This window comes from Olleya sp. ITB9 (genome assembly GCF_001315805.1).
In the GTDB taxonomy this organism is placed as follows: Bacteria; Bacteroidota; Bacteroidia; order Flavobacteriales; family Flavobacteriaceae; genus Olleya; species Olleya sediminilitoris.
In genome coordinates this window covers 13,240-36,451 of the sequence record NZ_BCBW01000055.1, presented here as the reverse complement: position 1 = coordinate 36,451, position 23,212 = coordinate 13,240, and the positions used below count along the sequence as shown (strand labels likewise).

Genomic DNA, 23,212 nt, shown 5'->3' with positions numbered 1-23,212 from the left:
GTTTTTTTTTGTCATAACTAAAATTAATTTAAAATAAGTTCCCCATTTTTAAACGCAATTTTACATGAAAGGAAAACTTTAAAAGAGAGAAGTCAAACGTTAGTGGTGAAACGTCTATTTTATTTATTTAGATAGTTTTTTGATTGTTGGATCATTTATTATTTGTGTAGGATTTCTTTAGTGTGTTTTTGATGTCTGTTTTTTTGTTTAGGTTGAATTCTTGTTTTGTTGTTGTGTGTTATTTTAGTCTTTTGAAGCACTTTTGTTAGTTTTTAACTAAAGTGGTTAACTCTGGTGCATTACCATGAACTATCTATGGCTTTACTATGGAGTATCTATGGAGTATCCATGAAGTATCTATGAAGTAACTATGGTTTAGGAAGATGAAAATTAGAATTGAGAGGTTGAAAGTAAAAAGAGGATAGTGAAATGGTGAGGATTTAGAAGTGAATGGTTAGAAATGACTGGTTATAGTTGACTCGTAGCGTGATAATTGGTGTTTATTATTTTGCTATCGGTTGTTTTTGGATTGCTATTTATTACTAAAAAAATGCAAACTACTAAGTATTAGAAAAACTTTTTTTTACAAAAGCATCTTAGTTTTGCTATCTGATTGGCTATAATTTTTGTTATTTTACCTCCTTAAAGTATATCGTTTACTATAAACATTGAATAATAAAAATAATGAGTGTTATTTTAAAAGCTGAAAATATCTCCAAACAATACCGTTTAGGTCTTGTTGGTACAGGTACGATTAGCCATGATTTAAATAGATGGTGGAATCGTATTAGAGGTAAAGACGATCCGTATTTAAAAGTCGGAGAGAGTAACGATCGTAGTACAAAGGGAGAGTCGCAATATGTTTGGGCTTTACAGGATATTAATTTTGAAGTCCAACGTGGTGAAGTTTTAGGTATTATTGGTAAAAATGGCGCAGGAAAATCTACACTACTAAAAATACTCTCTAAAGTGACTGGTCCTACCACTGGAGAAATTAAAACTAGAGGACGTATTGCTTCTTTATTAGAAGTAGGAACCGGGTTTCATGGAGAGATGACAGGTAGAGAAAATATCTATTTAAATGGAGCCATTCTTGGTATGACCAAAAAAGAAATAGCTTCTAAAATAGATGAAATTATAGAATTTTCAGGTTGCGAACGTTATATAGATACACCTGTTAAACGTTACAGTTCAGGTATGACGGTAAGATTAGCGTTTGCAGTAGCCGCTTTTTTAGAGCCTGAAATTTTGGTGATAGATGAAGTTTTAGCAGTTGGTGATGCCGAGTTTCAGAAAAAAGCTATTGGTAAAATGCAGGATATCTCAAAAGGAGAAGGACGTACAGTTTTGTTTGTAAGTCATAATATGGCTGCTGTAAAGAGTTTGTGTACTAGAGGTCTTGTTTTGGAGCATGGAAAGGTTGTTTTTGAAGGAGCTTCAGATAAAGCAGTGAGTTTTTATTTAAATAATGAGAGTAAGAAAGCAAATGAAGATTTATTAAAAAGAACAGATAGAAGAGGTACAGGTGAAGTTCATTTTTCAAATGTTGAATTACTTAGCAAAGAAAATACGCCTGTAACAGAAATACTTTCAGGTGATTATGCTAAGTTTAGACTTCATGTGGTTTTCAATCAAGAAGTTAACTGTGGAGAATTAATATTTGGTTTGGTTGTTTTTGACAAGAACGAAATAAAAATAGCAGACTTTTATTCGGATGAGATGGGAGTTTCATTTGATGAAATTGATTCTTATGTAGATTTAGAAATACCAAAATTGATGTTAAGAGGAGGGGATTATACTGTAACTATTGTAGTGCAAACAGCAAAAGTAGTAGTTAAACAAATAGATTTACTGCATAATGTTTTAAATTTTAAAGTTTTTCCGGGTGATTATTGGAATACTAAAACTATAAATAGAGCAACAAACGTAGCAATTATTGATGCTAAGTTTCAATAAATTTAAGTAAATAAAGCACAAAAGTATATTAAATGTCTATCACAAAGAAAGAAATAATTAATGATTATGTTGTTGTATTAGGTTCAGGAATATCGATTAATAATTTAACGCTTGAGACAAAAAAAATAATTGACAAATGCCCTGTTAAAATTGGGATAAATAAATACGCCGCATTTTATGAAAAAGCAGAGATAGCGCCAACACATGTATATTTTTTAGATGATTTCAGTACAAATGCAATTTTGATTTTAAAGTATATTATTAACTTTTTAAAAAACAAACCGTTAAAAGATATCGTATTCATTGTATCTAAAAACTACCAAGGATGCTTTAAAAAAACTAAGATTAAATATTATTTATTTAAAATAAAAGGTATTATCAATTTATCTATTTATAAGATTATAATATTTATTTTAAGAAAAGTTGTTAAAGTTTATAGCGTAGATAAGTTTAATAAACTTAGAGATCTTGTAAAAGTCATTTTAAAGCCAAAAGATATAATTAGATTTAATATCGTAGATAAGACTTTTGATTTTGAGTATATCAGTGTACAGAATTGGATTTCAAAAGGAAACAAATGGTCAACTTCACTTGCAGAACCTCTTTATCATTTTAGAGGAAGTTTAACAACAGTTTTAAATTATATTTCAATAAAGTTTCCTAATAAGAAAATTTTGTTTGTTGGAGTAGATTTGAATTCGCCTGAATATTTTTTTCAAGAAGAACTTAATAAACTCAATATTGATTCTAAAGATTGGACAACTAAATATATAGAAACTGAAAAAAAGCATTTTAGCATTATAAATTATAAAAACACTAAGATTGATGATGAATTTCCTTTCATGATTAAATCATTAAAAGAAACAGGTAATATGATTTATAGTATTTCAGAGAATACATATTTAGTTGAAAAAGGCTTTATTGAAGTAATACAATAAATAGATTGTTTTTTAATATAAAAAAGATGCTATTGGACATTAAAAATAGAATTATAAAACAAGAATATATTTGCTAGCCATCGTTATTCCATATTATAAAGTTAATTTTTTTGAAGCGACATTACAAAGTTTAGCTTCTCAAACTAATAAGCAATTTCATGTTTACATAGGTAATGATGCTAGTGATACTGATCCCTCAAATTTACTAGAGGCCTATAAAAACAGTTTTTTATTTACTTATAAGAAATTTGATAATAATCTAGGTGGTCAAAATTTAGTAAAGCAATGGGAACGTTGTATTGCAATGACAGCAAGTGAAGATTGGATAATGATTTTAGGCGATGATGATATTTTGGGACCTAATTGTGTTGAGGGATTTTACAATAATTTAGAAATTATAAAAAAACATAACGTAAATGTTGTGCGATTTGCAACAATCGTTATTGACGGTAAGGGTTTTAAAATATCTAAAAAGCATGAGCATCCAAAATTTGAGAAGTCAACAGCTTTTTTTGAGCGTAAACATCAAGGAGGAACAAGAAGCTCTTTGAGCGAGTATATATTTAAGAAGACAAACTTTAAGATTAAGTCTTTCCCTTTAGCATGGCATACAGATGATTTGGCTGTTTTAGAATGTTCAAATTATGGTTTAGTTTATACTATAAATACTTCATGTGTTAAATTTAGACATAGTTCAGAAAACATTACTTCAAATACAGACAATTTGAAACAAAAAAACGAAAGTTCTTTTCAATATTACTTTTATTTGTATTCTGATAAAATTAATTTTTTTACTAAAAAGCAGCAAAGAATTGTTGTTTATAAGTTAAACAAAACAGTAGCGACCAATAAAAAAAATGTTTTCAGAATACTACAAGTAAGTTTTTATTATTTAAAGCATTTAAAGTTTAAAAATTTGATAAGTCTTAAAATTATGATAGTTAAGTCTTTATTTAGAAAATTATAGTAATAAAATGAAATTTTTAATTATAGCCCAAGATTTAAGGTATTCAGGTACAAGCGAAGGTATAGTGTCACGTTCTTTTATTGCAAATTTAAGAGCCATTTATCCAAAGGCGATCATTGATGTTTTTTATATAAAAAGTCATGATACGCATGATTGTAATGACCTTTTGGGGATAGATTCTATTACCGAGTATACTATACCACGTAAAATTCCTTTTTTAACAAAATGGATAAATAAAATATATTGGCGACTGTTTAATGAGTCACTTCGGGAACGTTATATACAAAATTTATACAAAAGGAAAATTAAAACTATAGATTATAAGTCTTATAATCATGTGTTTATAAGAAGTTCTGGTTTAGAGTACGAAACTTTATTAGCTTGTAAAGACTTACCAATTTTAAAGCAAGCTATAATAAATTTTCATGATCCTTATCCTACTTTTTGGGATACAGGTTCAAATAAAAACCTTTCTAATTTAGAATTATTTAGGTTAAAGCGCATGAAACAAGTGGTTGATAATGCAAAAGTATGTGTTAGTCCATCAACTTATCTGTCTAGAGATTTAACTGTTCTTTATGGTTCAAATAAGGTTTTTAAAACGCTGCCACATCAATTTAATAAATCAGTTTTTAATTTTGGGAGAGCAAAACAGGTAAGAGAAAAACAAAAACAATGTAGCATAACGTATCATGGCACATTGCAATTAGGTCGCGATATGGATATTGTTTTGGATGCTTATATAGATTGTTTAAATAAAGATGCAAGCATAAAAGCAAATACAGAATTTGTATTAAGATTAAAAAGTAATCAATACGGTAGATTAAAAACGAAATATAAAACTATTTCTAATATAGTTATTCTTGAAGCTAATGATTTTTCAAGTTCTTATGTTGAACAAAATAAGGAATCTGATATTTTAATAATCCTTGAAAATAATAGTAATTATAGTAATATTTTACCTGGTAAAATTCCAGTTGCAGATGCTGCAGGATGCCAAATATTAAATATTTGTCCAAAAGAAAGCGAAACACGACATATAACAATTAATGAAACCTGTATCGCTACTAGTACAAATAAAAGTGAAATTGCTACCCAATTAGAAGCATTAATAAAACTTCAATTAGATCATGCTCCGGCGATTTTGGCATATGGTGATTATTTTAGTGTAGACCAATTTAAATCTAGTATTCAAGATATTTTAAACTAAATTTTAAAAGATGATATTAAAACGATTCATTAATTTAATTAAAGATAATAGAGAAAGGCATAAACGAACCGAAAAACTAACCAATGAAGTTATTTGGGCAAATGTTTTTCATGATAGTATTAGAGGTGTAGATTGCTTAAATAATTTATCTATTAATGTAGGACGATGGGCTGGAAACTATTCTTTTTTTTATATTTTAAAACGTATTTTGTTTGATGTAAAACCACAATCTATATTAGAATTGGGCTTGGGAGAAAGTTCTAAATTTATTTCTACATTAATTAAAAATGATATTATAAATGCATCGCATGTTATTATAGAGCATGATCGTGAATGGATTAATCGTTTTAATACTAACTTTTCTTTATCAAATCAATCTAAGATAATAAACCTTCAAACAGCAAATAAATCAATATTTAACAAAGAATATTTAGGTTATGTTGATATTGAAAATATAACCAATGATTTTAGTTTATATATCATAGATGGACCATTTGGAAGTAAAAACTATTCTCGATTTGATATTGTTAATCTGGCTAAACAATTTAATGAAAAAAAAGAGTTTATAATTATAATTGATGATTATAATAGAAATGGAGAAAAAGAAACAGCCCAAGAGTTGTTAAAAGTTTTAGAAGAAAACAATATTGCAGTAAAATCTAAAAATTACGATGGGATAAAAAGCCAATTAGTAATTGCTACAAAAGCCTTTGAAATGGCTTTAACCTTATAAAGTATTAATTATGAGAAAAGGTGTGAACCCACAAAAAAAACAAGATGTTATTGAAGTAGATTCAATACATAGAATTATTCTTGTTGTATACATACCAAATAATATTTCGTTTTATAAAAATAGTTTTGAAGTTTTTAAATTGTGTTTAGAATCGTTGATAAAAACAATTAACTCTCAAGCGAAAATAACAGTAGTAAACAATGGTTCAAACGAACAAGTAACACAGTATATTTATAAAAAACACCAAGAAAAATATATAGATACACTTATACACCATAATACAAATATTGGTAAAATAGATGCTTTACTTGGAGCAGCAAGAGGCGCGCGAGAAAAATATATAACATTATCAGATGCTGACGTATTATTTAAAACAGGATGGATGGAAGAGGTGACCTCTGTTTTTAATAATTTCAAAAATGTTGGTTCTGTATCTCCCATTTCAGTAAGAAATGCAGAAACTTATGCTACTAGTAGCGGAATGTTAAAAGTATTAACCAAGCAATTAAAATTTGAATATAAAGCAATACCAGAAAATTTTGAAGATTTTAATAGGTATATGAGTAGTATAAATTGGGATTTAGAAACAAAGCCAAATTTGAAATGGCCAGTAGTAGAATCTAATTCAATTAAAGCTAATCTTGGTAGTGGTCATCAAGTTTTAACAATTGATAGGGATTTGTTATTTTCTTACATACCAACAAGTCCATCATATATTTTAATTGGAAGAAATTCTGTAAATGATTTTATAGATGATCCAATTAATAAATCTGGTAAGTTAAGATTGTCTACTTATAATAATTTTGCATATCATATGGGGAATACTGTAGAAAAATGGATGGTACAAGTCCAAGAAGAAAACATGAACAATATAAATAACATAGAAATAAAAGATTACAAGTTAACGTATCCTTTTAAATTAACAAGTCATAAAATTTATACTTTAAAACGATTATTTATAAAAAAACTATTTCTTCTCTTTTTTAAGAGGTAGTTAAATTTACTTAAATGCATCATCAACAATTCGCCATATTAATCACCACAAGAAATAGACTTGAAGATTTAAAGATAACTTTAGGTGAAATTTCCTATTTATTAAATAATGAAAACGTAGCATGTATTATTTGTGATGATGGTTCTACCGATGGCACATTCCAGTATTTAAAAGATAATTATAAGCAAATACAGGTTATACAAAACAAAACAAGTAAAGGTTTAATTTTTAGTAGAAACCGTTTATTGAATTTAACCACAGCAGCTTATGCTATCACTTTAGATGATGATGCCCATATTGTTACTAATAACCCCTTAGAAATTATTGATGATTTTTTTATAAATAATAGTCAATGTGCAGTAATAGCAGGTAGGATTTTTTGGGGGAAAGACTTACCTTGTAATCTTGCAGATGCCTCGAGTAGTACACGCGTAAAAAGTTTTGTAGGTTGCGGTCATGTTTGGCGTATGGATGCGTGGCGAAGTATACCAAATTATCCTGATTGGTTTGTGTTTTATGGTGAGGAGGAGTTTGCAAGCTATCAATTGTTTAAAAATGAATGGGAAGTATGGTATGTTCCAGCTCTATTTATACAGCATCGCGTTGATGTGAAATCCAGAAAAAAGAAAAAAGATTATACTACAAGGTTAAGACGCTCCTTAAGGTCTGGTTGGTATTTGTATTTTATGTTTTATCCCTTACATTTAATACCTAAAAAGTTTTTATATACCTTGTGGATGCAATTAAGATTAAAAGTATTTAAAGGTGATTTTAAAGCTTTGAAAGCAATCCTATTAGCTATTATAGATTTGTTAATACATATACCCAAATATTTTATTGGAAGTAGATTAACTTTAGAAGATATTAATAGGTATAAGAAATTAGAAGAAACCAAAATATATTGGAAATCAATAAAAACCTAAATATAAATGAAAAATAAAATTGAAAGATTTGAAAATAGATCTGTCTTTGGTATTACTAAGTTAAATCAATATTTTTCAAAAGCACCGAATACTGTAATTAGTGATATTGGAGCAGGTTATGGACACATGGAAGAAACTGTAAATTCAATTTCAGGAATATGGCAGCCCTTTGACTATGTGAAAAAAATAGATAAATCAATACATTGGGATCTAAATTTTACTGCACCAAAAGATGTAAAGAAACCCGGTATAGTTATACTTTTAGAAGTTTTAGAACATTTACCAAATCCACTACAATCTTTACAAAATATTAGTGATCACATGGAAAAAGATGGCTACATGATATTATCAACTCCAAATCCACAGAGTAGTAAAAATATAATAAATTTGATTTTAAAAGGAACTCTTTATGCGTTTCAAGAAAAACATATTAAAGAATATCACGTATTTACTCCTTGGGAACATATTGTTAGGGAGTTTTTAAAAACAGCAGGTTTTGAAATTTTAGAGTATGCAATTGTAGATACTAGTTATCAAAACCGGAAAGCAGAAAATTATAAAGATTATTTTAAATTAATTTTGGAAAGAATATTAGAAAAAAGAAATAAAAAAGCAACTGGCATGAGCTATGGTATTGTTGCTAAAAAAATTGTGTAATTTAAAAAGAATAACCTATCAAAACCATCGCCATCATACCAGCACGAGGCAACTCCAAACGCCTACCTGAAAAAAACATAAAACTTTTGGATGGTATACCATTATTGGTGCATAGTATTAAGTATGCTAAACAATTTGATTTTATAGACGCTGTATATGTGTCTACAGATTGTGACACTATAAAGGCAATAGCATTAGCGCATGGAGTTAAGGTTATAGACAGACCAGAACATTTAGCTGGACATTATGAGCCTACAGTAAGCGCATTAAAACATGTTTTAGGTGCTGTAAATACTAAAGTAGATATAGTGGTGTTGTTACAAGCCACTAATCCGTTACGACCAAAATTATTATTACAAGATGCATTTACTGTTTTTAATCAAGTAAAAACAGACAGTTTGTTTACAGTGTCTCAAAATCACCTTAAATTTGGAACTATAAAAAACGAACAGTTTAAACCATATAATTATAAACCAGGACAGCGCAGTCAAGATTTAGAACCTTTATTTTATGAAAACGGGTTACTATATATCACCAAGGCTAGCTGTATTTTAAATGATGAGATTATAACTAAGGATGCTTATCCTTTAGTCATTGATCATCCTTTTGCAAAAGTTGATATCGATACACAAGACGATTTTGATTATGCTGCGTTTATGCTAAACCATTATAATAATGAGTAATCCATATATAGAGATAGCAGGTAGAAAAGTAGGGCAAGATTTTCCGCCTTTAGTCATTGCCGAAATAGGTATTAACCATGAAGGTTCTTTACAAGTAGCAAAAGACATGGTAGATGCTGCGCATCGTGCAGGCGTTGAGGTAGTAAAACACCAAACCCATATTGTAGCCGATGAAATGAGTGGTGCTGCAAAACAAGTTATTCCTGGTAATGCCGACGTGTCAATATATGATATTATGGAGCGTTGCTCATTACATGAAGCAGATGAATTAGCGCTTAAGGATTATGTAGAATCAAAAGGGATGATTTTTATTTCTACACCATTTTCTAGAGTAGCAGCAGAGCGTTTAAAACGTTTTGATATTCCTGCTTATAAAATAGGCTCTGGTGAATGTAATAATTATCCATTACTAGAACACATTGCGCAATTTGGTAAACCTGTTATTTTAAGTACTGGTATGAATACAATTGCCAGTGTAAAAAAAGCAGTCGCTATTTTTGATAAATATGAAGTACCAGTCGCCTTATTACATACCACCAATTTATATCCCACACCAACACATTTAGTACGTTTTGGAGCGATGCTGGAATTACACGAGGCTTTTCCTGATAAGGTCTTTGGCTTGAGTGATCATACTTTAAATAACAATGCGTGTTTAGGTGCAGTAGCATTAGGAGGTTCTATTTTAGAACGTCATTTTACAGATCACATGCAACGTACAGGACCAGATATTGTATGTAGTATGGATGAACAAGCTTGTAAAGCTCTTATTACAAATAGTGCTGAAATGGCTTTGATGCGAGGCGGTACTAAAGCACCTGCAAAAGAAGAGCAGGTGACTATAGATTTTGCTTTTGCAACGGTATGTACTATAAAGCCTATTGCAGAAGGGGAACTCTATACTAAAGATAATATTTGGGTAAAACGACCAGGAACAGGCGCGATTTTAGCCGATAAGTTTGATAGTATTTTAGGTAAAAAAGCAACCAGATCCATAGCAAATGATGAACAATTAACTTGGGCAGATATTGAGTAATATTAAAAAAATAGCATTTTTAACAGGTACACGAGCAGATTTTGGTAAAATAAAACCTTTAATACAAAGCGTAGAGTCTGAAACAGGATTTGAGGCTCATGTGTTTGTAACAGGTATGCATTTGCTTGAAGCTTATGGTTATACGTTAATAGAAGTAGAACGCTGTGGTTTTAAGCATATTTCTACTTTTAATAATCATACGCATGAAGCTACCATGGATTTAACGTTAGCAAAAACAATAACAGGTTTTTCTAATTTTATAGCAGAAACACAACCCGACTTAATAGTTATACATGGTGATAGGGTAGAAGCTTTAGCAGGTGCAATTGTAGGTAGTTTAAATAATGTTTTAGTGGCACATATTGAAGGCGGAGAACTTTCTGGTACCATAGATGAGCTTATACGACATGCTACAAGTAAAATGAGTCATATTCATTTTGTGGCAAATGCACAAGCCAAGCAGTTACTGGAGCAAATGGGAGAATTACCAGATTCTATTTATACTATAGGGTCACCAGATATAGATGTTATGTTTTCAAGTATGCTACCTAATTTAAGTATCGTTAAGGATTACTATAATATCCCTTTTAAAGATTATGCAGTTGCTATGTTTCATCCTGTCACGACAGAACATGAAGATATGGAAGACTATGCTCAACAATATGTAGATGCTTTATTGCAAAGTGATAAAGAATATGTGGTGATATATCCTAATAACGACTTAGGTAGTCAAACCATATTAAAAGCTTATAAACGTTTAGAAAATAATCCGAAGTTTAGAATATTTCCTTCTATAAGATTTGAGTATTTTTTAACCTTGTTAAAGTATGCTGATTTTATAATAGGTAATAGTAGTGCAGGTGTAAGAGAAGCGCCATATTATGGTATTCCAACAATAAATATAGGCACACGTCAAGATAATAGAGCGGTTTTAAATTCAATAATCAATACCAATTACACAAAAGATGCTATTGTTAAGGCTATTTTAAAAGATAAAATAAAACAACCTAAAGCACTTGATGTTTTTGGAAACGGAAAGAGTGCCGACGCTTTTATTCACTCATTAAAATTAGACCGCTTTTGGGAGGTTAACCATCAAAAACAATTTAGAGCTATATAATGAAAACATTAGGATTGGTAATTACAGATGGTGTTGGCTTTAGAAATTTTATATTAAGTGATTTTTTGAAGGAAGCTGAGCAACAATTTGATAACGTTATTATTTTATCATGTTTACCCAAATCTGTATATAAAACGCATACTGACTGTCAAGTTATAGAGTTGGATGTATTTACTGAAGGTTATACAACCTGGTTTTTTAGAAAAGCTAAAGAGATTGCCCATTTAAAATTACATGCTAAGGGTAATTTAGGGATTCAGGATAATTTAAAAACTAACAGGTCAACTTTAAAAACTACTCGTGGTTATGGTACACGCTTTATTTATAAATTAACCACGTTGTTTCATTCAGAGAAAGCGATACAAAAGTTTCAATATTTTCAAAATAAAACTTTTGCAAATCATACTATTACAGCGCAATACAAAACTATTTTAGAGGAAAAAGCCATAGATTTATTGTTTTTTACTCACCAACGACCTCCATACATAGCGCCTTTAGTCTATGCAGCACAGCAATTAAAAATTAAAACAGCAGCTTTTATTTTTAGTTGGGATAATTTGGCGTCTAAAGGCAGGATGGCCTCTAGTTTTGATTATTATTTAGTGTGGAGCACACTCATGAAAAAGGATTTGTTACAATTTTATAGTACAATACAAGACCAGCATGTAAAAGTTGTAGGTACGCCACAATTTGAGCCTTATGTGTTGCCAAGGTACAAAACCAGTAAAGCCGACTTTATAAAAGCCTTTCGTTTGGATGCTTCATTACAAACCATTTGTTTTAGTTGTGGCGATAGTTCTACCAGTAAAAATGACGAATTATATATCACAACTATAGCCGAAGCTATAAAAAACCAACAGATACCAGCAGTTAATTTTATAGTAAGAACCTCTCCAGCAGAAGACCCAAAACGCTTTGATACTTTGGTAAAAGGGTTTCCTTTTATAAAATGGAATTTTCCTAAATGGGAACAAGTTAGAGCTAACCATCAAGAGTCTTGGTCGCAACGTATACCATCTACTGAAGATGTAAAACAACTTAGAGCCTTGTTGGAATATTGCGATTTAAATATTAATATGCTGTCTACTATGAGTTTGGATTTTATGTTATTTGATAAACCCGTAATCAATACTATATTTGGTAATGCTACTAATGGTTTGTATGATGATCAGCGCTTTTTAGGTTATGAGCATATTATGCATGTTGTAGATAGTAAAGCGACAAATATCGTCACTACTACAGCAGAATTAATTCAAGCAGTTAATCAAGGTTTAACTAAAGATAGCAACACTAAAAATCGTAAACAACTTATTGCTCAGCAAATTGGTGTGGACTTAATAAGCACCAGCCAATTGACTGCAAAAACACTAATGCAATGGAGTTAGGCACAAATCATATTGCCATAATCTGTAACTACAAATTACTTGACAGTCGAGTAGGTGGTATGGATTATTTTTTCTGGGCCTTTAATAGATCCTGTCAAGATAATAATATTCGTGTCGATTGGTTTTTTCCAAATACAGCAACACATGGTCAGTATAATGAGTTTCATATTATAGAAAGCAACAGCAGCTCTTTACAAGCTCATTTTATTAAGCATGTTAAAACAACTCAAACTACTTATACTCATGTTATCACACATTTTGTAGAGTTATGCACTTCATTTCATGCTGAGGTCAAGCAATTATTACGTACAAAAGTTATAGCAGTAGACCATAATCCAAGACCTTTAGGAGGTTATACACTTGTAAAACAGCTCAAAAAGCGAATTAAAGGCTATTTATATGCTAAACATATTGATCAATTTATTGGTGTTTCGGATTACACAAGCGATGCTATTATAAAGGATTTTGGTAGTTTTTTAAAACCAAAGATTAAAACCGTTTATAATGGATTAAAAGAAGGTAATTATGAAAAAAAATGCGATTATAATTTTAGATTCAAGTTCTTGACAACTTCTCATCTAAGAGAGGAAAAGGGTATACAAGATATTTTAGTTGCTATTTCTAATATGCCAGAATTTTTATCAGGTAAAATTAAATTAGATATTTATGGAAGCGGACCTTATGAAAAAACTTTAAAGGAAATGGTGAAACTACATTCCCTAGAAAAAAACGTTTTTTTTAAAGGAAGTGTAGAGAATTTAAATGAAATATATAAAAATTACGACTATTTAATTCATCCTTCAAGGGGAGAAACATTTTGTTTTTCAGTTTTAGAAGCAGTTATTTGTAATTTACCAGTTATAACAACTACAAAGAATGGAAATATTTTAGGTTTAATAACAAATGAATACAATGGTTTTATTTATAAAGAAAAGATAGTGAGTGAATTATCGAAAATTTTAACAGAGGTATTACAAGGGGAAAAAGAAATCAAAGATATAAACAACTATGAAATATCTAAAAAATATTCTTTAGATCAAATGGTTTCTAGTTACATCAAGCTTATGGAATAATTGTTTTTTTGATAAAAAAAATAAAGGAGTAGAATGATACATTATAAAAAAATAAAAAAGTTTGTTTTTGAATATAAATGGGTTTTTTTTGTAGTTTTCATAAGTGTACTATCTTCTCTAAGATCTTTATTTTTACCTCTTTTTGCTGATGAAATAACATACAATAAACTTGGAGAGCACCTTTTAGAAGGTAAATACTTTTTAATTGATTACCCTTCGACAGTAACTCCAATTATTCCGTTACTTTTCGCATTCTTTAAGATTAAAAGTTTTCCTGCTTTAGGGTTTGTTATACATAAAATTTTTAATGTTACTTTAGTTTTATATACCTTAAAATATATATATCTATTTTTAAGAAAACAAAATATCAATACAGAAATAGCATTAACAATCACTGCCTTGACTATTGTTAATCCAATAGCTGTTAATAATTTTTCTAGTTTATATCCAGAAGCTGTATTGTTTTTTTGTTTTTGGGGATTTATATATTATTCTAATTTGGAATTTAGTAGTAAAAACTTATTTAAAATGTTATTGTTTTTTATGGTTTTGATACTGACAAGGTATGTTTATGCAGTGTTAGGTATTTTAGTCTTAATTACTTTTTTTAGATATTTAAAAGATAATAGAAAAAAATATTTCAATAAAATATTAAAATATTCTATAATTGTTTTAATTCCAATAGTACTTTGGGTAAAGTATGTTTATAATATAGAACAAAGTGACCTTTCAGAAATAAGTTATTTTGATAGGTTTAAAGTAGAAAACCCATTACTATATAATATTAAATGTGGTTTAGGATTAATAAAGCACCATGAGGTTACTAAAATTAATGGCTTACCTGCATTTGTTTCATTATTTGTACCTATAACTGGCTTGAGAAGTTATGTTATGAGTTTGATTTTAATTTCAGCATTTGTTTTAGGTTATATTTTTAAGAGTAAAACATATGGAATACAAATGTTGTTTGCGGCTATAGTTTTAGTCATGTTAGGATTTATTGTTGCAGGAACAGGCTTTAGTCGATATTGGTTAGTTTTACTTCCAGGTTTCTTTTTAGGGTTCTATTTATTATGGCATAAAATCAACTTAAAAGATAGTTGGTACATTTATGGGGCTCAAATTATATCTGTCCTATATATAATTAATGAAATCAGGTTGGATTTTTTTGTGATAAATAATAATTTGTAAATAGTATGTTATGAAAGAAAAATTATTGATATATATGCCTGCTTTAAATGAGGCAGAGACTATTTACAAAGTAATCAAGTCGATACCAAGGACTTTTAAAGGTATTGAAACTGTAGAGGTGTTGGTTGTAAATGATGGTAGTACAGATAATACAAAAGAAGAAGCATTAAGAGCGGGTGGAACTGTAATTTCTCACCCTTACAATAAGGGTGTTGGAAGAGCCTTTCAAACAGCCATTGATTATTCTCTAAAAAAAAATGTAGATATACTAGTTAGTATTGATGCAGATGGACAATTTAATGTTGAAGAAATTAAGCATATAATAGAACCTATTTTATTAAATAAAGCAGATTTTACGCTTGGTAATAGGTTTACTTTTGGTAAACCTGAAAGAATGCCCAAAATAAAATTTTGGGGAAATAAAAAAATCAGTCAAATAGTTAGTTATGTAGGTCGTTCAAAAATACAAGATGTATCCTGTGGCTTTAGGGCTTATTCATACGAGAGCCTTATGAGTCTTAATTTACAAGGCGAATTTACATATACCCATGAAACTATTTTAGACTTATTGAATAAAGGAAAAAGTGTTGCTCAAATTCCAATTACTGTTAAATATTTTGATGGTAGAGTATCGAGAATAGCAAATAGCATAACTATTTATGCTTTTAAAACATCTGTAATAATTTTTAAATGTTTAAAAGACTATAAGCCTTTCAGGTTTTTTATTACAATAGCAATAGCAATACTTATATTAGCGATGCTTTTAGGTGGTTTTGTTTTATGGCATTGGTTAACGGTTGGTCAAATAACACCATATAAGAGTTTAGGTTTTATAGCTTTATCTCTTTGTGGCATGTCTTTAATGGTTGTTACTTTAGCCTTTGTTGCTGACATGTTAAATAGAATTCGTCAAAATCAAGAAAAAATATTATATCTCACTAAAAAGAATTATTTTGAAAACAAAATAAAAGACACAATAAGTGGACAATAATTTATGAAGTTATTCAGTTATGAAAATTTAATCAGCCCCAAAAATAAAAAACTTGTTTTTAGGTATATTTTAATAAGTATTTTTGGCTATGTTTTTATTTTCGGAGGTTTGTTTGTATTGGTAGATTATTTCCAAATTGATAAAACAATTTCATTTGTTATAATTTATGGTTTAAATTATATTTTTTTGTATTCAATACAACTAAAGTTACTTTTTAAAACCAAGCATAATTCAAAAAAACTAATTAGGTATATTAGTTCTATTTTATTATTCTATTTGTGCGCTAATCTTTTATATAATTTTGGCTTAAAATTAAATTTAAAATACATGTTGTCCTCAATTTTGACAGTGGTTTTGTTAATGCCTCTTCGGTTTTTAGTTTCAAAGCTCATCGTTTTTAGAGATTATTAATAATACATAAGTTTATATTATGACTTTTAAACCCACATGGAATAACATGTTTTCTTTAAGGTTTTTTAGAAAAGCTTTAAGTTTTTTGCTATTGCATATATCCATGCAGTTTTTTATTCCTCCAGCATTTAGACCTTTTTTGTTAAAGCGTTGCGGAGTTAAGTTTAAGAAATCTAAAACCGTTTTTATTGGTACAAATGTTTTATTTGATATTATGAAAAAATCAAATACTCATATAGGTGATAATGTTTACATAACTACTGGAGTTAAAATTATTAATCACTATCCTATTATATCTCAAGATGGTGTTTCAGAGTTTAAGACTGGAGACATCATTATAGGGGATAATGTTTTTATAGGTATGAATAGCTTGATAGTTAAGCCAGTAACAATAGGAGATAATGCTGTAATTGGAGCAGGATCTGTTGTGACTAGAGATATTCCTGAAAATACAATTGTAGCTGGTAATCCAGCTAAAATTATCAATCATGTAGATAAAGTGTAATATGAAAATAGCATTCTTAACACCAGAGTATCCACACGAGCGTATCGGTCATTCAGGAGGTATTGGTACCAGTATCCAACATCTTGCGCAAGCATTGCATACTTTAGGTCATGAAGTAATATTGCTTATTTATGGTCAAAATGAAGATGCTCAGTTTAAAGACCAAGGCCTTCAGTTTTATAAAATTAAAAACCCGAAACTAAAAGGTTTGTCTTGGTTTTTAACTCGAAAAAAAATACAAAAACTAATCAATAGTCTACATAAAGCGGGTAAATTAGATATTGTTGAAGCTCCTGATTGGACAGGAATAGCTTCGTTTATTAATGTTAATTGTCCGATTGTTATTAGAGAAAATGGAAGTGATACTTATTTTTGTCATTTAGACCAAAGACCTGTTAAGGCAATTAATCGTTTTCATGAAAAACAAGCCTTAAAGCAGGTTGATGGTATTATTGCGGTTAGCCAATTTACTGGAGATTTAACTAATACACTATTTAATTTAAACAGACCTTTTACAGTCATACCCAACGCAATAACCTTAGACGCCTTTAAACCGTCTAATTTAAATTTAGATACTACTACTAAAACCATACTGTATTTTGGAACGCTAATAAGAAAAAAGGGATTGTTAGAATTGCCTTATGTTTTTAATATCGTCAATCAAATACATCCAGATGTTACTTTATTATTGGTTGGAAAAGATAGTCCTGATATTAAAACGGAATCTCAATCAACATGGGCATTAATGCAACCTTTGTTTTCAGAAACAGCTTTACGAAAAGTAAATTATATTGGAGCTGTCCCTTATGCAAAAATGAGAGAACAGATTGAGGCAGCTAGTGTATGTGTGTTTCCTACCTTTGCAGAAGCCTTACCAGTATCTTGGCTAGAAGCTATGGCTTTGGAAAAACCTATTGTGGCCTCTAGTGTTGGCTGGGCAAAAGAAGTTATTGATGATGGGGAAAATGGGTTTTTAGTCCATCCAACAGCACATCAAGAGTATGCTGATAATATTATAAAACTTTTTGAAGACCAAAGGTTGAGTGAAACTTTTTCTAAAGCCGCAAGACAGAAAGTAGTACAAAGATTTAGTTCAGAGATTGTAGCACAACAGAGTGTAGCTTTTTACACGCAATTTATAAAGCCCTAATTGTAAATGAATTTTAAAACATTTAAAGCCTCAAACGGAAGTGTTATTTTATATGTTGGTACTCCTGATTTAAATTTGCTAGATACTTTAGCCAAAGGGGAAGGCGATATTTGGCACAGTAGTTTAGATCAAGGTTTTAAAAACTGTTTGCCAGATATAATATACCAGACTGTAGTCTATTTTTGGTATGGTAATGATTTTGATAATTTAGACCATTGTGTGAGTTGGCGATTAAACCCAAACCAATTTGCTATTAGAGAAAGTGTTTGGGGAACTTTAGGTGCTTTTGATGCCGATTATTTAAATCCGATAACAGCAGCCTTGGATTTTGCCTTTAATGGTATGCGTTATCAAGGCGCCATACCTTTACATGTTAAAGGATTGTTTCCTGTAAAAATAGAAGCTGTCAGTCTTACTAAAGAAGATATTTATACTTTCTATTTTAAAAGTTTTAAACGCTCGCAAGCTTTGTACATGTTACTCAGAAAAGGGGTTTGGAAGTTTAGAGAACTTAAAGCTTATAATTATGCAAGACAATTTAAATTAAAACCAAAAACAAAAGTTGTCGCACCAAGACCTTTAGAAGCTATTGAAGGTCAACCCTCAGTAAGTTATATTATACCGACTATGTTGCGCCAAGACTTTACCTTAAATCTATTAAATGATTTAGAGCATCAAACCTATAAACCAACAGAAGTAGTTGTTGTAGACGCAACACCAGAAGATAAAAGAGTGCTTTCGTTATATAAACCAGAGAACTATTCATTTAAAGTTACCTTTAAATGGCAAACATCTAAAGGCAGTTGCCGAGCACGAAATGAAGCTATAGATTTATGTACAGGAGATTATATAGTATTTGGAGATGACGATATACGTATCCCACCAGAATTTATAGAAAATCATATAAAACTATTACAGACTTATAATGCGGAAGCTTGTAACGGGTTAGATATAAGAGCAGACCATCAACAACAGACTTTAGAGGATTTAGATGTTAAATTAAAAGCCTTTGATAATGAACGTTGGAAAGTAGGTGCTGCACAATCGTTTAGTAATGCTAATTCCTGTGTTTCAAAACGCATAGTAGATAAACTTGTAGGTAATGATATAAATTATGATGGTGGCTATGGAGAAGATAGTGATTTTGGAATGGCTATAACCAAACTAGGAGTTACCGTTTTACATAATCCGTTTTCTGCCAATTTACATTTAAAACCACCTATTGGAGGATATCGTTTTTGGGGTACACAAGCTAAAATAAAAGGAAAAACTAGAAAACAACAACCCTGGGAATTAGATACGCCTGTAAAACATATTGTACCTAAACCTAGTCCAACCATAATGTATCAATTGCATAAACATTTTACAGCAAGGCAACGTAAAGAATATAAAATTAAGTACTTTGTGTTTTATTTTACTAAAGCCAAATTAATAGAATGGCCCATTAAAATTATAAAATTACCAAAACGTTTACTACAGTATAAAAAGTCTGTTTTTTATGCTAAGGCATTAATGTCTTTGGGTAAACGTACAAAATAGAATATGCAGTTTTCTCTAATAGTTTGTACCTACATGCGCCCTAAACCGCTTTTGCAATTGCTTGAGTCGGTCAACAAGCAAACCTTATATCCTAATGAAATTATTATTGTTGATGGGTCTGTAAATGATGACACTAAACATGTTTTACAAGACCATATGTTTGATAATTTAAATTATTATAAAGTTAATGAAACAAACCGTGGTTTAACTAAACAGCGTAATTTTGGAGTTAATAAGGTTAGTGAAACATCAGACATTATATGTTTTTTAGATGATGATATTATATTGGAAAAGCACTATTTTGAAATGTTAATTGGTACTTATAAAATACATCCAGAAGCTTTGGCAGTTGGTGGTTATATAACCAATGAAATACGTTGGGATACAGAATCTGCAAGAAATAGTACTTCTTATTTTTATTATGATGGATGGCAACGCTTAGAGCCTTTAAGATTTAAAATACGACAACGATTTGGTTTATTACCAGATGCAAAACCGGGTTGGATGCCTAGCTTTTCTCATGGAAGATCTGTTAGTTTTTTACCTCCATCAGGAAGCATTTATCAAGTCGAACAAATCATGGGAGGTGTGTCGTCTTATAAAAAGGGGGTTTTTAATACCTTGTCTTTTTCAACGTATTTTGAAGGTTATGGTTTGTATGAGGATGCCGATTTTTCGTTACGTATAGCAAAATTTGGGAAGCTTTATATTAATACTAATGCTAAGTTAGCGCATTATCATGCTGCTGCAGGACGACCAAACCAATTTAAGTACGGAAAAATGGTAGTACGCAATGGTTGGTATGTTTGGCGCGTAAAATATAACACGCCTAAATTAGAGGCTACGCTTAAATTTTATGCCACCTCAGTATTATTAATTTTAATACGTGCCACTAATGTCATTACAAGTTCTAATAAAAAAGAAGCATTCACAGAGACTTTAGGTCGTGTTGTTGGTTTGTTTTCGCTTATATTTAACAAACCAAACATTCCATCTTAACAAGAAATATATGTCTTTATTACCATTAATAGTTTCTGATTATAAAAAATACAAGTCGTATGGAGGACACTTCTTGTCAATAATTTTCTTTACACAAGGGTTTTGGGCTATATTTCAATACAGGATTGCACACCGTTGTTATCAATTAAATATTCCAGGAGTAAAACATGTATTGTTAGGTTTTTGTTTGTTGTGGCAAAAAGTAATTGAAGTCTTTACGGGCATTTCTATTCCCGCTTCCGTAACTATTGGGTCATCATTTTATATTGGACATTTTGGAGGTATTATTATAAATGCTAAAGCAACTATTGGTAATAATTGCAATATTTCTCAAGGGGTTACTATTGGTGTCAGTGGACGTGGAGATAACAGAGGTGTCCCAACTATTGGCAATACGGTATATATTGGTGCCAACGCAGTTATTGCAGGCTCAATACAAATAGGAGATGATAGTGTTATAGCAGCAAACTCATTAGTTACTCAAAGTATTCCAAATCATGTTACAGTTATGGGTGTGCCAGCAGTAGTGGTTAATCAAAATTCATCTAACGCTTATATTTAATGAAGTTTTTAGTCATTACAAATGCACCTACTTTAAAAAAAGATTCTGTTTATCAGGCTTATAGTCCGTATGTTCGTGAAATGGATATTTGGTTTAATTCAGTAGATACTGTTAAAATTGTATCACCTACAAAGTATAATAGACCATTATTGACTTCCGCTTTTAAAAAGCAACCCTTAGTCGTTTCTATTCCAACGTTAAATTTTACTACATCGCTAGAGGCATTAAAAAGTTTCTTTTTTTTACCTATTATATTTATAAAATTATTTATCGGAATGTTGTGGGCTGATCACATCCATTTGCGTTGTCCAGGTAATATTGGATTATTAGGCTGTATGCTGCAAGTTTTTTTTCCGAAGAAAATAAAAACAGCTAAATACGCAGGTAATTGGGATCCAAAAGCTAATCAGCCTTTAAGTTATCGTATTCAAAAACGTATTTTATCCAATACCTTTTGGACAAAAAACATGACTGTTTTAGTGTATGGTGCATGGAGCAATCAGACCAAAAATATTAAACCATTTTTTACAGCAAGTTATAGAAATGATGAGCGATGTAAAATAGAAACAAAAGATTACTCAAAAACATTACGGTTTGTATTTGTAGGAAGTTTGGTTAGTGGTAAGCGTCCTTTACTGGCTATTCAAATTATAGAAGCACTACAGCATAAAGGCTATTCTGTGACACTAGATTTATATGGCGATGGTGTATTAAAATCAGAATTACAAGATTATATTGATGCAAATAAATTACAAAATATTATAGTTTTACACGGAAATCAAAGCAGTACTATAGTCAAACAACAATTAAAAGCTGCTCATTTTACGCTATTAGCTTCTCAGTCCGAAGGTTGGCCCAAAGCTATAGCAGAAGCTATGTTTTTTGGAGTCATACCCATTGCTACAGCAATATCTTGTGTCCCTAATATGTTAGATAATGGTAATAGAGGTATTTTAATAACGCCCAACGTAAATGAAGCAGTAGTTGCAATTGAAGCAGCACTATCTAACACTAAAACATTAGAGCAAATGTCTGTAAGTGCTCTAGCTTGGTCACAGTATTATACCTTAGATTTGTTTGAAGATGAAATAAAAACGCTAATACAGAATTAAATGCGAGTTCTTCAATTAATTGATAGTTTAGAAGCAGGAGGCGCAGAGCGTGTTGCAGTTAATTATGCTAATGGTTTATTAGGTAGCGTAGATGGTAGTTACCTGTGTGCTACCAGAGCAGAAGGTTTATTAAAATCTAATGTAAACAAAAGGGTAGGTTATTTGTTTTTAAGAAAGACAAAAACTTTAGATTTTAAAGCAATATGGACTTTACATCGTTTTGTTAAAAAAGAAAAAATTACTTTAATTCATGCGCATTCAACGTCTTATTTTTTAGCCACTTTAATAACTATTTTAAATTCTAAAGTTAAACTAGTATGGCATGATCATTATGGTAAAAGCGAATTTTTAAAACAACGTCCTCAAAGGGTTTTAAAATATTGTTCCAACTATTTTAATCACATATTTAGTGTTAATTTAAAATTAGAACAGTGGGCAAAAACTTGCTTAAACACCAAGTCGGTTAGCTATTTACCTAATTATGCAGTTTTAACAGCTACAAATTTAAAAACGGATTTAAAAGGTGTAGATGGTAAACGTGTCGTCTGCTTAGCTAACCTAAGACCTCAAAAAGATCATTTTAATTTATTACAAGCGTTTCAAATACTTGTAGCTAAATATCCAGATTGGACTTTGCATTTGGTAGGCAAAGATTTTAAGGATGAGTATTCAAAACACATTTCAAAATTTATATTGACAGCAAATTTAGAACAACATATTTTTGTATACGGAAGTTGTAATGACACTTCAGCAATACTTAAATCAAGTACTATAGGTGTTTTATCATCTCAATCAGAAGGTTTACCTTTGGCTTTATTGGAGTATGGATTAGCAGGACTAGCAGTTGTAGCTACTAATGTTGGAGATTGTAGTCAGGTTATTCAATCAGATAAAACAGGATTATTAGTTAATCCAAAAGATGAATTAAGCTTATTTAAAGCTGTAGAGCGGTATATCCAATCTGAAGCGTTAAGAGATGAACATTCTAAACATTTACAGCGATTAATCGCTCATTCATTTTCAGAAAGAAATACTATACAAAAACTAACAAATACCTATTTAGGCCTGTACTAATTT

Annotated in this window: 23 protein-coding genes; all 23 read left to right on the top strand. The window is 30.2% G+C overall.

The genetic code is table 11. The annotated features are described in order from the left end of the window. Positions 1 to 684: 684 nt before the first annotated feature. The 23 genes from ITB9_RS14660 to ITB9_RS14555 all read left to right on the top strand — a co-directional run bounded on the left by ITB9_RS14660 (position 685) and on the right by ITB9_RS14555 (position 23,209). Entirely contained in the window at positions 685 to 1,956 is a 1,272-nt protein-coding gene (locus tag ITB9_RS14660; RefSeq protein WP_054852825.1) for an ABC transporter ATP-binding protein, read from the top strand. A 32-nt stretch (positions 1,957 to 1,988) separates the two neighbouring features. Further along, positions 1,989 to 2,894, top strand: a complete 906-nt coding sequence (locus ITB9_RS14655; protein ID WP_082396281.1) for a hypothetical protein — start codon at positions 1,989 to 1,991, stop codon at positions 2,892 to 2,894. 70 nt (positions 2,895 to 2,964) lie between these two features. Continuing rightward, positions 2,965 to 3,861, top strand: coding sequence for a glycosyltransferase (locus tag ITB9_RS14650; RefSeq protein WP_054852824.1), 897 nt, complete (start codon positions 2,965 to 2,967; stop codon positions 3,859 to 3,861). Between the two features lie 7 nt (positions 3,862 to 3,868). Further along, positions 3,869 to 5,071 (top strand): hypothetical protein, encoded by a 1,203-nt coding sequence (locus tag ITB9_RS14645; protein WP_054852823.1) that lies wholly within the window; start codon positions 3,869 to 3,871, stop codon positions 5,069 to 5,071. A gap of 10 nt (positions 5,072 to 5,081) precedes the next feature. After that, entirely contained in the window at positions 5,082 to 5,804 is a 723-nt protein-coding gene (locus ITB9_RS14640) for a hypothetical protein (RefSeq protein WP_054852822.1), read from the top strand. A 10-nt stretch (positions 5,805 to 5,814) separates the two neighbouring features. Further along, positions 5,815 to 6,798: a glycosyltransferase family A protein gene (locus ITB9_RS14635; protein WP_054852821.1), complete on the top strand. Its 984-nt coding sequence runs from the start codon at positions 5,815 to 5,817 to the stop codon at positions 6,796 to 6,798. Between the two features lie 14 nt (positions 6,799 to 6,812). Next, complete coding sequence (locus tag ITB9_RS14630; protein WP_054852820.1) at positions 6,813 to 7,721, top strand: glycosyltransferase family 2 protein; 909 nt, start codon at positions 6,813 to 6,815, stop codon at positions 7,719 to 7,721. A gap of 6 nt (positions 7,722 to 7,727) precedes the next feature. Beyond that, on the top strand, positions 7,728 to 8,378 hold the full coding sequence (locus tag ITB9_RS14625; protein WP_054852819.1) for a class I SAM-dependent methyltransferase: 651 nt from the start codon (positions 7,728 to 7,730) through the stop codon (positions 8,376 to 8,378). Positions 8,379 to 8,395: 17 nt separating this feature from the next. Beyond that, positions 8,396 to 9,061, top strand: a complete 666-nt coding sequence (locus ITB9_RS14620; protein WP_054852818.1) for a cytidylyltransferase domain-containing protein — start codon at positions 8,396 to 8,398, stop codon at positions 9,059 to 9,061. Beyond that, a complete protein-coding gene (locus ITB9_RS14615; RefSeq protein WP_054852817.1) occupies positions 9,054 to 10,097 on the top strand; it encodes an N-acetylneuraminate synthase family protein in 1,044 nt (347 codons plus the stop codon). The genes ITB9_RS14620 and ITB9_RS14615 overlap by 8 nt, the downstream gene beginning before the upstream one ends. Further along, the gene (gene neuC / locus ITB9_RS14610) at positions 10,090 to 11,217 is read left to right on the top strand and encodes a UDP-N-acetylglucosamine 2-epimerase (RefSeq protein ID WP_054852816.1); all 1,128 of its coding nucleotides are present in this window, start codon (positions 10,090 to 10,092) and stop codon (positions 11,215 to 11,217) included. The genes ITB9_RS14615 and neuC overlap by 8 nt, the downstream gene beginning before the upstream one ends. Beyond that, entirely contained in the window at positions 11,217 to 12,602 is a 1,386-nt protein-coding gene (locus ITB9_RS14605; protein WP_054852815.1) for a hypothetical protein, read from the top strand. The genes neuC and ITB9_RS14605 overlap by 1 nt, the downstream gene beginning before the upstream one ends. Further along, on the top strand, positions 12,593 to 13,675 hold the full coding sequence (locus ITB9_RS14600; RefSeq protein ID WP_054852814.1) for a glycosyltransferase family 4 protein: 1,083 nt from the start codon (positions 12,593 to 12,595) through the stop codon (positions 13,673 to 13,675). The genes ITB9_RS14605 and ITB9_RS14600 overlap by 10 nt, the downstream gene beginning before the upstream one ends. A 33-nt stretch (positions 13,676 to 13,708) precedes the next feature. Then, positions 13,709 to 14,866: a hypothetical protein gene (locus ITB9_RS14595; RefSeq protein WP_054852813.1), complete on the top strand. Its 1,158-nt coding sequence runs from the start codon at positions 13,709 to 13,711 to the stop codon at positions 14,864 to 14,866. A gap of 10 nt (positions 14,867 to 14,876) precedes the next feature. After that, on the top strand, positions 14,877 to 15,857 hold the full coding sequence (locus ITB9_RS14590; RefSeq protein WP_054852812.1) for a glycosyltransferase family 2 protein: 981 nt from the start codon (positions 14,877 to 14,879) through the stop codon (positions 15,855 to 15,857). Between the two features lie 3 nt (positions 15,858 to 15,860). Next, positions 15,861 to 16,268: a GtrA family protein gene (locus tag ITB9_RS15900; protein WP_148638479.1), complete on the top strand. Its 408-nt coding sequence runs from the start codon at positions 15,861 to 15,863 to the stop codon at positions 16,266 to 16,268. A gap of 19 nt (positions 16,269 to 16,287) precedes the next feature. Then, positions 16,288 to 16,773 (top strand): DapH/DapD/GlmU-related protein, encoded by a 486-nt coding sequence (locus tag ITB9_RS14585; protein WP_082396275.1) that lies wholly within the window; start codon positions 16,288 to 16,290, stop codon positions 16,771 to 16,773. 1 nt (position 16,774) lies between these two features. Then, positions 16,775 to 17,923, top strand: coding sequence for a glycosyltransferase family 4 protein (locus ITB9_RS14580; RefSeq protein WP_054852810.1), 1,149 nt, complete (start codon positions 16,775 to 16,777; stop codon positions 17,921 to 17,923). A 6-nt stretch (positions 17,924 to 17,929) separates the two neighbouring features. Beyond that, a complete protein-coding gene (locus ITB9_RS14575) occupies positions 17,930 to 19,462 on the top strand; it encodes a glycosyltransferase family 2 protein (protein ID WP_054852809.1) in 1,533 nt (510 codons plus the stop codon). Between the two features lie 3 nt (positions 19,463 to 19,465). After that, positions 19,466 to 20,461, top strand: a complete 996-nt coding sequence (locus ITB9_RS14570) for a glycosyltransferase family 2 protein (protein ID WP_054852808.1) — start codon at positions 19,466 to 19,468, stop codon at positions 20,459 to 20,461. Positions 20,462 to 20,471: 10 nt separating this feature from the next. Beyond that, a complete protein-coding gene (locus tag ITB9_RS14565; RefSeq protein WP_054852807.1) occupies positions 20,472 to 21,023 on the top strand; it encodes a serine O-acetyltransferase in 552 nt (183 codons plus the stop codon). Continuing rightward, positions 21,023 to 22,135 (top strand): glycosyltransferase family 4 protein, encoded by a 1,113-nt coding sequence (locus tag ITB9_RS14560; protein ID WP_054852806.1) that lies wholly within the window; start codon positions 21,023 to 21,025, stop codon positions 22,133 to 22,135. Before ITB9_RS14565 ends, ITB9_RS14560 begins: the two co-directional genes overlap by 1 nt. Then, positions 22,136 to 23,209: a glycosyltransferase gene (locus tag ITB9_RS14555; protein WP_054852805.1), complete on the top strand. Its 1,074-nt coding sequence runs from the start codon at positions 22,136 to 22,138 to the stop codon at positions 23,207 to 23,209. It begins immediately after the preceding gene. Positions 23,210 to 23,212: the final 3 nt, after the last annotated feature.